The 12,681-nt window shown below is 41.5% G+C and carries 10 protein-coding genes; 4 read left to right on the top strand and 6 right to left on the bottom strand.

Annotated features, from left to right (window positions below):
* Positions 1–18 precede the first annotated feature (18 nt).
* Genes yidC through rpmH form a run of 3 tightly spaced genes read right to left on the bottom strand, consistent with a single transcriptional unit; the run spans position 19 to position 2,232 of the window.
* Positions 19–1,683, bottom strand: a complete 1,665-nt coding sequence (gene yidC / locus BP27_RS15215) for a membrane protein insertase YidC (protein WP_036239389.1) — start codon at positions 1,681–1,683, stop codon at positions 19–21.
* A gap of 4 nt (positions 1,684–1,687) precedes the next feature.
* Positions 1,688–2,083, bottom strand: a complete 396-nt coding sequence (gene rnpA / locus BP27_RS0104540; RefSeq protein WP_027850543.1) for a ribonuclease P protein component — start codon at positions 2,081–2,083, stop codon at positions 1,688–1,690.
* Between the two features lie 14 nt (positions 2,084–2,097).
* Entirely contained in the window at positions 2,098–2,232 is a 135-nt protein-coding gene (rpmH, locus tag BP27_RS0104535) for a 50S ribosomal protein L34 (RefSeq protein ID WP_027850542.1), read from the bottom strand.
* Positions 2,233–2,787: 555 nt separating this feature from the next.
* On the opposite strand from rpmH, the gene dnaA reads away from it, so the two are divergent.
* Genes dnaA through gyrB form a run of 4 tightly spaced genes read left to right on the top strand, consistent with a single transcriptional unit; the run spans position 2,788 to position 8,926 of the window.
* A complete protein-coding gene (dnaA, locus tag BP27_RS0104530) occupies positions 2,788–4,182 on the top strand; it encodes a chromosomal replication initiator protein DnaA (RefSeq protein WP_425411877.1) in 1,395 nt (464 codons plus the stop codon).
* 17 nt (positions 4,183–4,199) lie between these two features.
* Entirely contained in the window at positions 4,200–5,309 is a 1,110-nt protein-coding gene (dnaN, locus tag BP27_RS0104525) for a DNA polymerase III subunit beta (RefSeq protein WP_027850540.1), read from the top strand.
* A 45-nt stretch (positions 5,310–5,354) separates the two neighbouring features.
* Complete coding sequence (gene recF / locus BP27_RS0104520; protein ID WP_027850539.1) at positions 5,355–6,464, top strand: DNA replication/repair protein RecF; 1,110 nt, start codon at positions 5,355–5,357, stop codon at positions 6,462–6,464.
* A gap of 41 nt (positions 6,465–6,505) precedes the next feature.
* Complete coding sequence (gyrB, locus tag BP27_RS0104515) at positions 6,506–8,926, top strand: DNA topoisomerase (ATP-hydrolyzing) subunit B (protein WP_027850538.1); 2,421 nt, start codon at positions 6,506–6,508, stop codon at positions 8,924–8,926.
* A 73-nt stretch (positions 8,927–8,999) separates the two neighbouring features.
* Here the strand turns inward: gyrB and gmhB are convergent, their stop codons facing one another.
* The 3 genes from gmhB to glyQ all read right to left on the bottom strand — a co-directional run bounded on the left by gmhB (position 9,000) and on the right by glyQ (position 12,629).
* On the bottom strand, positions 9,000–9,536 hold the full coding sequence (gene gmhB / locus BP27_RS0104510) for a D-glycero-beta-D-manno-heptose 1,7-bisphosphate 7-phosphatase (protein WP_036239386.1): 537 nt from the start codon (positions 9,534–9,536) through the stop codon (positions 9,000–9,002).
* Between the two features lie 67 nt (positions 9,537–9,603).
* On the bottom strand, positions 9,604–11,670 hold the full coding sequence (glyS, locus tag BP27_RS0104505; RefSeq protein WP_027850536.1) for a glycine--tRNA ligase subunit beta: 2,067 nt from the start codon (positions 11,668–11,670) through the stop codon (positions 9,604–9,606).
* Positions 11,670–12,629, bottom strand: coding sequence for a glycine--tRNA ligase subunit alpha (gene glyQ / locus BP27_RS0104500; protein ID WP_027850535.1), 960 nt, complete (start codon positions 12,627–12,629; stop codon positions 11,670–11,672). The genes glyS and glyQ overlap by 1 nt, the downstream gene beginning before the upstream one ends.
* Between the last annotated feature and the right edge of the window lie 52 nt (positions 12,630–12,681).

Below are 12,681 nucleotides of genomic sequence, written 5' to 3'. Positions count from 1 at the left end.
GGAGGGGGTCTGTTTAAATCAAGTTTTTGCTAATTTATCTCTTTCTTTATCTTCTTTTTCAATTTTTTGAGTAATATACCACTGCTGTAAAATTGACAAGATATTGTTAACTACCCAGTAAAGCACGAGTCCTGCTGGGAAGAAGAGGAAGAAGAAGGTGAAAATGATAGGTAGCATCTTCATAATTTTTGCCTGCATTGGATCTGGAGGCGTAGGGTTAAGTAGCTGCTGAACAAACATACTCGCACCCATTATGATTGGAAGTACAAAGTAGGGGTCTTTCATTGATAAGTCAGCTATCCACAAAACAAAGGGAGCATGACGCAGTTCAACTGACTCCATTAGCATCCAGTAGAGCGCAATAAATACAGGCATCTGCACTAGAATTGGTAAGCAACCCCCCATAGGGTTGATTTTTTCTTTCTTATATAGCTCCATCATTGACTGTGAAAGTTTTTGACGGTCATCACCAGCTTCTTCTTTAATACGCGCTAGCTTAGGTGCTACACGACGCATGTTAGCCATAGAACGGTAGGCAGTAGCTGAGAGCTTATAAAAGGCAATCTTAATAACCACAGTGACTAGGATAATCGAAAAACCCCAATTACCAATAAAGCTGTGGAACCAATTCAGTAACCAAAATAGAGGCTGTGCAATAAACCAAAGCCAACCATAATCTACGGTTAAATCTAGGTTAGGTGCTATAGCTTCCATATCTTTCTGAATTTTTGGGCCAATATAAAGACCTGCAGAATAGTTAGTGCTACTACCTGGTTCAACTAGGTATTCAGACCCAGTAAAGCCAACGATATGGTTACCAGATCTATCTGTACGAGTACTAAAGAAATTGCTTTCATTTTGTGGAGGTATCCACGAAGTAATAAAGTAGTGCTGCAGCATGGCTGCCCAACCACCTACAGAGTCTGCTTGGAAACCTTTGCTTTTAATGTCATCAAAATCTATTTTTTGATAGCGTTTTTCATCTGTTGAAAAGGCACCACCTAGGTAGGCTTGCATACCCATAGACTCACTTTTACTAGGGTCTGCGCTGGAATCTCGCTTAATCAAACCTATAAAGCTGGTAGCTAGAGTGCGATCTGATTGGTTGTTAAGCTGGTAGTCAACCTTGATTAAATGGCTAGAACGTTCGAAGGTAAAGGTTTTGGTTAATTCAACCCCTTCAACCTCAGCTGTTAAATGAACCTCTAGTTCATCTTGACCTTTAGATAACACATAAGCGTTTTTAGGACTAGACAGCATTAAACGCTGCTTGTTGCCTAAACCACTGAGATCACTTTGCACCACGTAATGACGTAAATTGTCATCCTGTAGTAGTACAAAAGGCTGGTCTGAATCAACCTTAGTTTTATGGTTTAGCAAAGCAGCATAAACAATATCGCCACCCTTAGGGTTAATTCGGATATCAAAAGTATCTGTTTTAACACTAATTAAGTTTTGTATCTTCGGTGCACTGCTAGGATCGGTTTGAATTGTTTTTTCGGGTGCACCTAGCTTCAGGACTTCGTTTTCTTCAGTCACTGAATCATTGTTGGATAGTGTTTGTTGTACTTGAGGTGCCTGAACTTGTACATCTTGCTGCTGGTAGTCTTTATTCCACTGAAGCATCAGCAGATAGGCGACTACCGCCAGGGATGAAAAGAGCACTATGCGTTTTACGTCCATGGGATCATTGTCGCTTAATCGAGGAGGATAATTTTGCAGTCGCTTTGTTAACGCGCCTACCGAGTTGTGGCCAAGCTTCTGTCAAACTTTTACTGAGCTCTTCAGTAGTGACTTGGCTGGCACCTTTGATAGCAAGAACAATAATATCGATATTAGGCAGTTGGTGTTGATTTAATCGAAAAGATTCTCGAAATATCCGTTTAATTTTATTTCGATTAACTGCAAGTTTGATATTTTTCTTGCCAATTACAAAACCTAGTCGTGTTGCGGCTTGTTTGCTCGGTGTCGCAAGCAGTAAAAAGCCCGGACAATAGACTTTGTAACGAGTGTTTTCAAAAACATTACGGAAATCCCCAGGTTTTAGAAGTCTAAGCTGCCGGGGATAACCGAAGTTCTTCATCGTTCGACTGGTGCTTAAGCAGACAGACGCTGACGACCTTTGGCACGACGACGAGCCAGAACTTGACGACCAGCTTTAGTGGCCATACGAGCACGAAAACCGTGATTACGCTTGCGTTTAATAACGCTGGGCTGAAAAGTACGTTTCATTTTATTTACTTCCACATGGTGTTGCAGGTTTTAAGGAATCTCCATGGGTTGGAGACCCTAGAGAAACTTTTTTGTTACAAGACTGGCGATTTTAAAGCCTTCTTCACCAAAGCGCAATTGTTCCTTGAAGTATTATGATTTTGTCCCACAAAAAATAACTATATATAAGTATTTAAAAGATCTTTAACTACTATTACTATTATTAGCTATCCACAAAACTGTTCATAAGTATATTTTCTACAATAAAAACAAGTGCTTAGCTTGTTAGCAGCTGGGTTGTTTAGCCTGTTTGCAATCTTAGAGTAAGTTGTAGGCTCCTTGTTGATAAGCTAGCAACTTATCCACATGCTTTTTTATCCTCAAGGTTATGCTTAGTTTGTGCCAATCTTTTAGCTCTAGTTATCCACATAATAGTTTTTTTTGTAAAGCGGATTTTATGTGAGGCTTGTGGATAACTTAAGGCTTAGCAGTTAGAATAGATGAATTATTAAGAGGAGTGGAAACGTGTCTGTTGATGACTTGTGGTCGCAGTGCTTAGCGATTTTAGAAAAAGAAATGTCTGCCCAGCTTATATCGACTTGGATACGTCCATTGCAAGCAGAAATGCATGGTCGTAGTTTGCATCTCTTAGCACCTAATCGATTTGTTTTACAGTGGGTAACAGACAAGTACTCAGACAGACTTGAGCAGTTGTTGCAAGAGCTATCCTCAGGGCAGGTTGCTGATGTACGTTTTGCTGTTGGTAGCAAACAACAACCAGCTGTAGGCGTAGCACCTACCCCACCAGTAGTAACTCCAAACTTAAATCAACCTAGAACAAGCGAGCATCAGCCTTCTGCTTTTACTGAATATCAAGCTAAAATTGCTGAGCCTACTAACTCAACAAAACCACGTAAGCGAGAAGGTATTCAGGTAGAAGGTGGAATTAAGCATAACTCTATGCTTAACCTTTCACACACCTTTGATAGCTTAGTAGAAGGTAAGTCTAACCAGTTGGCCCGTGCAGCTTCTTTTCAGGTGGCAGAAAACCCGGGCAGTGCATACAATCCTTTATTTATTTATGGTGGTGTTGGTTTAGGTAAAACTCACTTAATGCATGCGGTAGGTAACCAAATACTTAAGCAAAATCCTAATGCTAAGGTTGTTTACCTTAATTCTGAACGCTTTGTTCAAGACATGGTTAAAGCCTTGCAGCTAAATGCTATTAATGATTTTAAGCGTTATTACCGTAATCTAGATGCTTTACTGATAGATGATATTCAATTTTTTGTTGGTAAAGATAGGTCGCAAGAAGAGTTCTTTCATACTTTCAACGCCTTATTAGAAGGTGGGCAGCAAATTATACTAACTTCTGATCGCTATCCAAAAGAAATTGGTGTTGAGGAAAGGTTAAAAAGCCGTTTCGGCTGGGGGCTTACTGTGGCTATTGAACCCCCAGAGCTGGAGTTGCGTGTTGCTATTCTTATGAAAAAAGCTGAGATAGCTAAAGTTGACTTGCCGCAAGAAGTCGCTTTTTTTATTGCGCAAAAAATACGCTCGCATGTTAGAGATCTTGAAGGTGCCTTAAACAGGGTGATAGCTGACTCAAGATTTAAAGGGCAAGCAATTAGCGTTGAGCTAGTGAGAGAGTCACTTAAAGATTTATTTGCAGTGCAAGACAAGCAAGTGGGTGTTGAAAATATCCAACGTACTGTTGCTGACTATTATAAAATAAAAATTGCTGACCTACATTCTAAACGTCGTAATCGTTCTATAGCTAGGCCAAGGCAATTAGCTATGGCTCTAGCAAAAGAATTAACGAATCATTCATTACCCGAAATAGGTGATGCTTTTGGTGGGCGTGATCACACTACCGTTTTACATGCTTGTCGAAAAATTAAGTCTTTACAGGATGAAAGCCCAGATATCCGTGAAGACTGGAAAAACCTTCTCCGTTTATTGACCAGCTAATTTTTAAGGTTATTAAAATGAAATTTTCTGTATCTCGCGAAACACTTTTACGCCCACTCTCTATAATGGTTGGTGTGGTTGCTCGTCGTCCAACGCTTCCTATACTTGCGCATTTACGCATTGAAGCTAATGAAGAAGGGGTTAAGCTTACAGGTTTAGATTTAGAAGTAGAGCTAACTTGGCAGTTAAACTTGCATAAGCTAGATGTTGGTGGAAGTATTACTGTACCAGCAAAAAAACTATCTGATATTTGCCGCTCTCTAAGTGAAGGTTCGTTGCTTGAGTTTAGCCTAGATGATCAACGTGTTGTCGTTAAGTCGGGTCGTAGCCGGTTTGTACTAGCCACTTTGCCATCATCAGAGTTTCCTTCAATTCAACTTAGCCCTATCAGGCACCAAGTTGCTTTACCTCAAAGCCAACTGCTTAATTTGATACGTCGTAATGATTTTGCTATGGCTCGCCAAGATGTACGTTTTTATCTTAATGGTATGTATTTTGAATTAGCAACAAATCGTTTAAGAGCTGTAGCTACTGACGGGCATCGACTAGCTATGGCAGATGCAGCTGTTCAAATTGGTGAAGTTGAAAAATCTAGCATGATAGTGCCTGCTAAAGCTGTTAATGATTTGGCTAAGTTGTTAGATGAAATTGAAGAGCCAGTTACTCTTATTTTTGGAGAGCAGCACTTTCAGGTGAATATGCCAAATGCCACTTTTGTTTCTAAACATATTGAAGGGCGCTACCCAGATTACGAACAGGTTATTCCTCGTCAAAGCGATAAGTTAGTTGTGTGTGATCGTTTAGAGTTACGCCAAATGTTATCTAGAATCAGTATTTTGGCAAACGAAAAGTTGTTAGGCATTCATCTACAGCTAACAGAAAACACCTTAACACTGATTGCTAAAAATCCTGATCAAGAAGAAGCAGAGGAAAGTATAAATATTAACTATCAAGGTGAGCCGTTAGATATAGGTTTTAACGTAGGTTACCTAGTGGATGTGATGGACAATATAGGTGATCAGGTAGAGGAAGTTCAAATAGCTCTTTCTTCACCTACCTCTAGTGCATTAATTCAAGCCGCAGGTGGTGGCGATGCATTCTATGTTGTTATGCCCATGCGTCTTTAGTCTATTTATAGCCAGCTTTCTTATGTCAGCTGGCTAGCCTTTCTGATGACAATTCAGCAGCTAAAAATTACCAACTTTCGCAATATTGCTTCTGCCGATATCTATCCTACGGCAGGAGTTAACTTATTGGTTGGTGAAAATGCGAGCGGTAAAACTTCCATATTAGAAGCTATTTACCTGTTGAGTATGGTTCGGTCTTTTCGTAGTAAAAAAATTAAAAGTTTAATTCAGCATGCTACTGAGCAGTTTACTGTTTTTGGCAGTATAGCTGCTGAGTCAGGTAATTCTTATTCTCTTGGTGTTCAGCGCCATCAACAGAGTGCAGATACAGAAATTTTATTTCGTGGACAAAAACCCGCCGGGGTAGCGGAGGTAACTGCAGCTTTACCTGTGCAGCTAATTAACCCTGATGCTTTTCGTCTTCTTGAAGGAAGTCCTAAGGATCGTAGACAGTTTTTAGATTGGGGAGTGTTTCACGTGGAACACTCCTTTATTGACTGTTGGAAGCGCTTTCAGCGAGCTTTAAAACAACGCAATAGCTTGCTTAGGCATGGTAGAATAGATCAGTTAGAAATGAGTTTATGGGAAAAAGAGCTTTCAGAGAATGGAGAGAAAATTACAGCTTTAAGGGAGGAGTATTTAACAAGTTTAAAGCCACTGTTTGCTGAATTATTAGATAAGTTTTTAGGCTTAGATAACTTAACACTTAGCTTTCAGCGAGGTTGGGATAAAAATGTAGATTTAGTTGAGTCTCTATTTTTATCAAGAACCAAAGATCGTGAACAAGGCTTTACCCAGGCTGGACCACAGCGTGCAGATGTACGAGTGGCTGTTAATGGTTATACAGCCATGGATATTTTGTCACGCGGACAACAAAAGTTGGTTGTCTCAGCTTTAAAGCTAGCACAAGGTGCTCTCCTTTCTCAGGCAAGAGGAAAACAGTGTGTTTACCTTATTGATGACTTGCCTGCTGAACTAGATAAGCAGCATAGAAAAGTTTTTTGTGAGGTGCTTGAAAAGCAATCAGGCCAAGTATTTATTACTGGCGTAGATGCAGAAGCACTTGCAGAAGGATGGTTAAATCCAGATAGTATTTCATGGTTTCACGTGGAACAAGGGCAAGTAAGCCCTAAGCCACACCTAGGAAGTGAGTAGTCTTATTGATACTTGCAACTAGGATTTTATAGGAGTGGATAATGAGCGAAAATAATTCCTATGACTCTAGCAGCATAAAGGTGCTGAAAGGGTTGGATGCAGTACGTAAACGACCGGGTATGTATATTGGTGATACTGACGATGGTACAGGCCTGCACCATATGGTGTTTGAGTTAGTCGATAACTCCATCGATGAAGCCTTAGCTGGTCACTGTAATGAAGTTAAGGTAGTGATTCACCAAGATGAGTCAGTTAGTGTTTCTGATGATGGTCGAGGTATGCCGGCAGATATCCATGAAGAAGAAGGTATCTCCGCTGCTGAAGTTATTATGACAGTGCTGCATGCGGGTGGTAAGTTTGATGACAACTCCTATAAGGTTTCAGGTGGTTTGCACGGTGTAGGCGTATCTGTTGTAAATGCTCTGTCTGAGGAATTAACTCTAACTATATGGCGAGATAAACAAGTTCATGAACAGGTTTACTCCCATGGTGTGCCACAAACACCTTTAACTGTGATTGGCGAGACAGAAAAAAGCGGTACATTAGTACGCTTTCGTCCCTCTAATGAAACCTTTACTAATATAGAGTTTAGCTTTGATACACTAGCTAAGCGTTTAAGAGAACTGTCTTTCTTGAACTCAGGTGTAAAAATTTCTTTAGTTGATGAGCGCAATAATCGGGAAGAAATTTTTCACTATGAAGGTGGCTTAAGAGCTTTTGTAGACCACTTAAATACTAATAAAACTACCTTAGGTAGTGTTTTTTATTTTAGTAATCAACGAGAAGAAGATGGTGTAAACGTAGAAGTAGCCATGCAGTGGAATGATGGTTACTCTGAAAACATTTACTGCTACACCAATAATATTCCTCAGCGTGATGGTGGTGCACACCTAGCAGGCTTTAGAGGTGCGTTAACGCGTGTTCTTAACCAATACATAGAACAAGAAGGTTTAGCTAAAAAAGCGAAAGTAAGCACGACGGGTGACGATGCTCGTGAAGGGCTAACAGCTATAGTTTCAGTTAAAGTACCAGACCCTAAATTCTCCTCACAAACCAAAGACAAGCTAGTATCTTCAGAAGTAAGAACAGCAGTTGAGCAAGAAATGGGTAAAACCTTTTCTGATTTCTTGCTTGAATACCCACAAGAAGCTAAAGCTATAGTGAGTAAAATGCTAGATGCTGCAAGAGCACGTGAAGCAGCCCGTAAAGCCAGAGAAATGACACGCCGTAAGGGAGCTTTAGATATAGCAGGTTTGCCAGGTAAACTCGCTGATTGCCAAGAAAAAGATCCAGCACTTTCTGAAATTTACTTAGTGGAAGGTGACTCTGCGGGTGGCTCAGCAAAACAGGGCCGTGACCGTAGAACTCAAGCTATCTTACCTCTTAAGGGTAAAATTCTTAACGTAGAAAAAGCACGCTTTGATAAAATGCTGTCTTCTGCTGAGGTTGGTACGCTTATTACAGCCTTAGGTTGTGGAATAGGCCGCGAGGAATTTAACCCAGATAAGTTACGTTATCACTCCATTATAATTATGACGGATGCTGATGTGGACGGGTCGCATATACGTACCCTGTTACTAACCTTCTTTTTCCGCCAAACACTTGAGTTAATTGAGCGGGGGCATATCTTTATTGCTCAACCACCTCTTTATAAAATTAAGCGTGGTAAGCACGAGCAATATTTAAAAGATGAGGCAGCCTTAGAAGACTACCTTACACAAACTGCTTTAGAGGGCACTTCCCTTTATGCTAACCCAGAAGCACCGGCTATTTCAGGTGCAAGCTTAGAAACTTTGGTTATCAACTACCGTAATACTAGAGCACGTATTGAGCGCTTATCTAGGGTGTATCCTGAGTTTGTACTAACGCAAATGATTGATGCATCGACGTTAAATGTTGAAGATCTAAAAGATAAAGAAAAAGTTGCTAGCTGGGTAGAGCAGTTGGAGGAGTGGGTAGTTTTAGCCGCTAGTGAAACAACCCAAGTACACATGCACCTGGTTGAAGATGCAGAGCGAGGTCTTTATTTACCTGCTGCAGAAGTCATTGCACACGGTGTACCAACAGACTATATCTTTAATATAGATTTCTTTAAATCAGCAGATTATGCAGCTTTAAGAACTTATGGCGAAGAAATGGATGGTCTGCTTGAAGAAGGTGCCTACATAGCCAGAGGCGAAAAGAAAAAGCCAGTTAAGCGCTTTGAAGATGTGCTGGATTGGATGATGGTAGAGGCAAGGCGGGGAGTGAATATTCAGCGTTATAAAGGCTTGGGTGAGATGAACCCCGAGCAGTTATGGGATACTACCATGAACCCGGAAACACGCCGCATGCTTCAAGTAACCATCGATGACGCAGTTGCTTCAGATATGATGTTTACAACACTCATGGGTGATGAAGTAGAACCACGCCGTCAGTTTATTGAAACCAATGCGCTGTCAGTAGCTAATTTAGATGTCTAGTTAGTAAAAATAGTTAGAAATAAAAAGCCCCGTATTTTTGAGTGAACCAAAGATACGGGGCTTTTTTTATAGTTTAAGCTAACAGTTGCTCAGCCAGTTCTGCTAAATCATCAACCACCCTAACTTCTTCTAAACCCTCATTAGTGGCTAGGGTTTGCATTCCCTTACCCGTGCGTACTAATACAGCTTGGCAACCTCTAGCTTGACCTGCTTGAAGGTCACGCAGTGCATCGCCAACCATTGTTGCACCTGTTAGGTCTAGGTTTAGTGCTAGAGATATTTGATCTAATAAACCAGCTTTAGGTTTACGGCAAGCACAAGCATCATCAGGCCCATGCGGGCACCAAGCAATATGGTGAAGATCACCACCTGCTGCTCTTATAAGAGTTAGCATTTTTGCATGTTGTTCGTCTAAATCTTGTTGGGTGAATTTTCCACGCGCTAACCCTGATTGATTAGTGGCAACAGCCAGTATCCAACCTGCTTTATAAAGCTTGGCTATGGCTTCTATTGAACCAGGTAGAGGAAGCCACTCTGCGGCACTTTTAACGAAGGCATCAGAGTCTTGGTTGATGACACCATCACGGTCGAGTATTAATATTTTTTTCATACTATTAGCCAAATTCAACCTAAAATTTAAACTAAAAAAAGGGGCCGTTTAAGGCCCCTTAAATTAACTAGTGTTGCAGTTGAGCTATGTCAGCAGTATGCATAAATAAAGCCTGCAAAGAAGCTAATAAAGCTAAACGGTTGTTACGCAAAGCATCATCTTCTGTCATGACCATTACATCATTAAAGAAGTTATCAACAGCTTCACGCAAATCAGCTAGAGAGTGCAGAGCAGCTTGATAGTCACCTTTAGCGTAATGAGGGGCAACTTCAGAACGTTTAGCCGCTACTTGTTTGGCCAATTCTATTTCTGCAGCTTCAGTTAAAAGGCTTGAGTTAACATCAACACTAGCCGAGTAACCTTGCTTACTAAGAAGGTTGTTAACACGCTTATTAGCAGCGGCTAAGGCAGCAGCTTCGTCTAACTTGTCGAAGCTTGCAACAGCTTGCACACGGCGGTCGAAATCATAAGGATGAGTTACACCACGACCACGTACTGCTAAGAAAACGCCTGTGGCTATGCCTTGAGCTTGGTACCAAGCACGGAAGCGATCAAGCATATAGTCTAATAACTCAGTTTCGACTTTATCTGCTTTAGGTAAGTTTTTATGCTGCTCTAATGCAAGATGAATGAGTTCTTTTAGGTCTAAATCTAACTGGAGGTTAACTAAAATATTTAAAACTGCTAAAGCAGCACGTCGTAGAGCAAAAGGATCTTTAGCACCACTAGGTTTTTGACCTATACCAAAAATCCCCGTCAGGGTGTCTAACCTATCTGCTAAGGCTAAACAAATACCTACACCAGATGTTGGTAAGTTATCACTAGGGTTACGGGGTAAGTATTGCTCGCGTAGTGCTAGGCTAACTTCTGCAGCCTCACCATCTTGTGCAGCATAGGCTTCACCCATAATACCTTGTAGCTCAGGAAACTCTAAAACCATCTCAGTGTTTAGATCACACTTGCTTAGATAGGCAGCTCGTTCTACTAACTTAGGATTAGCCTGAATTTTTTCTGCAATAGCTTGAGCTATTACACCGACTCGCTGACTTTTGTTGGCTAGAGTGCCCAGTTGTTTTTGAAAAACTACTGTTTCTAATCCTGCGTAGCGGTTTGCTAAAGGAGTTTTTTTATCAGATTCAAAAAAGAATGCAGCATCAGCTAAACGCGGACGAATAACTTTTTCGTTACCCGCAATCACTACGGAAGGGTCATGGCTTTCTATGTTACTTATGGTGGTAAACAAGGGTAATAAAGCACCTTTATCATCAACCATATGGAAGTATTTTTGATTGGCTTTCATTGAAGAGATTAAACAAGCATCAGGGACTTCTAAAAACCGTTCCTCAAAACTACCTGTTAAGGCTACTGGCCATTCTACTAAGCCAGTGACTTCGTCTAGTAAGTCTTCATCAATAACTGCAGTGGCTTGATGTTGTTTTGCTTCAGCTAAAACCTGCTGGCGTATAGTTTCACGTCTTTCTGTAAATGAGGCCATCACTTTTGCAGCTTGTAAACTAGGTAGGTAAGCAGCAGGATCAACTAGCTGAATAGCTTCGGGTGCATGAAAACGGTGCCCATAAGTAATACGGTTAGAGGTTAAACCCATGACTTCTGCAGGTATAAGGTGGTTGCCATGCAAAAGTACTAACCAGTGTACTGGGCGCGAAAACTCTATACGACTAGCGCCCCAGCGCATGCGTTTAGGTACGGGTAAGCTAGCAAACGCTTTGTTAATAATTGCAGGTAGTAGGCTGGCGGTCGCTTGTCCTGCTTGTGTAGCGCGAAAAACTAGCCAGCTGCCTTTGTTAGTTTCTAAGGTTTCTAGTTGGTCTAGCTCTACACCACAAGAGGCGGCAAATCCTAAAGCAGCTTTACTAGGCTCACCATCTTTATAGGCAGCAGCTAAAGCAGGACCTCGACGCTCAATGGCTTGATCGGGTTGGTTGCTAGCCAAGTCTTTAATAATAATGGCTAAGCGACGTGGGGTGGCATAAGTTTCACTTGCTGAAAAAGGAATGCCAGCCTCTTTTAAACCACCTTCAATACTGGTCTTTAAGGCTTTAGTAAGCGATTTTAATAAAGCAGGTGGCAGTTCTTCACAGCCTAACTCAAGTAATAGATCGGCAGCTGCCATTATGCTTTCTCCTCATCAGAAGCCAGTTGCGCAAACACTTCTTCCGCTAGCTGTTTGGGTGCTAAAGGGAAACCTGCGGCTTTACGTGTATTAAAATAAAGCACGGCTACTTCTCTAGCCAAAGTGCGCACACGCAAAATAAAACGCTGGCGCTCAGTAACGGAAATAGCATGGCGTGCATCTAATAAATTAAAGGTATGTGAGGCTTTCAAAACTTGCTCATAAGCAGGAAGTGGCAGTTGTGCCACTAGCAGCTTATTGCACTCTTTTTCACATTGATCAAACCAAGCAAAGAGAGCATCAACATCAGCCTGCTCAAAGTTGTAAGTACTTTGTTCCTGCTCGTTCTGTAACCAAATATCGCCGTAGGTTACTGGCTTGCCGCTAGGGTCAAGTGTCCAAACCAGGTCATAGACACTGTCTACGCCTTGTAAATACATGGCAATGCGCTCTAGGCCATAAGTGATTTCGCCGGTTACTGGGTAGCACTCTAGGCCACCAGCCTGCTGGAAGTAGGTAAACTGAGTCACCTCCATACCATTTAACCAAACTTCCCAGCCTAAACCCCAGGCACCTAAGGTTGGAGATTCCCAGTTATCTTCAACAAAACGTACATCATGAACTAAAGGATCAATACCCATCATGCGTAAAGAGTTTAAGTAAAGTTCTTGGAAATTAGAGGGTGAAGGCTTCATCACTACCTGAAACTGATAGTAATGTTGTAAACGGTTAGGGTTTTCACCATAGCGGCCATCAGTAGGGCGACGCGAGGGTTGTACATAAGCTGAGTTCCAGGTTTCTGGACCTAAGGCTTTAAGAAAAGTAGCTGGGTGAAAGGTGCCTGCACCTACTTCCATATCAAGTGGCTGTAAAATAACACAGCCTTGATTGGCCCAGTATTGCTGTAGGGCAAGAATTAAGCCCTGAAAGGTGGAAACATCTGGCGTTGACGAGTTCATGGTCAAAACTGCCCTTGCATCGGTGAATGGAGATGATTGGGCAAGATTATAC

Origin of the sequence: Marinospirillum insulare DSM 21763, from assembly GCF_000686905.1 — a bacterium.
GTDB classification, from domain to species: domain Bacteria; phylum Pseudomonadota; class Gammaproteobacteria; order Pseudomonadales; family Halomonadaceae; genus Marinospirillum; species Marinospirillum insulare.
This window is presented reverse-complemented; position numbering and strand designations above follow the sequence as displayed.

Bases quoted from the DNA above. Each gene is read 5' to 3' on its own strand.
- yidC (WP_036239389.1), bottom strand. From the start codon at position 1,683: ATGGACGTAAAACGCATAGTGCTCTTTTCATCCCTGGCGGTAGTCGCC.
- rnpA (WP_027850543.1), bottom strand. From the start codon at position 2,083: ATGAAGAACTTCGGTTATCCCCGGCAGCTTAGACTTCTAAAACCTGGG.
- rpmH (WP_027850542.1), bottom strand. From the start codon at position 2,232: ATGAAACGTACTTTTCAGCCCAGCGTTATTAAACGCAAGCGTAATCAC.
- dnaA (WP_425411877.1), top strand. From the start codon at position 2,788: ATGTCTGCCCAGCTTATATCGACTTGGATACGTCCATTGCAAGCAGAA.
- dnaN (WP_027850540.1), top strand. From the start codon at position 4,200: ATGAAATTTTCTGTATCTCGCGAAACACTTTTACGCCCACTCTCTATA.
- recF (WP_027850539.1), top strand. From the start codon at position 5,355: ATGACAATTCAGCAGCTAAAAATTACCAACTTTCGCAATATTGCTTCT.
- gyrB (WP_027850538.1), top strand. From the start codon at position 6,506: ATGAGCGAAAATAATTCCTATGACTCTAGCAGCATAAAGGTGCTGAAA.
- gmhB (WP_036239386.1), bottom strand. From the start codon at position 9,536: ATGAAAAAAATATTAATACTCGACCGTGATGGTGTCATCAACCAAGAC.
- glyS (WP_027850536.1), bottom strand. From the start codon at position 11,670: ATGGCAGCTGCCGATCTATTACTTGAGTTAGGCTGTGAAGAACTGCCA.
- glyQ (WP_027850535.1), bottom strand. From the start codon at position 12,629: ATGAACTCGTCAACGCCAGATGTTTCCACCTTTCAGGGCTTAATTCTT.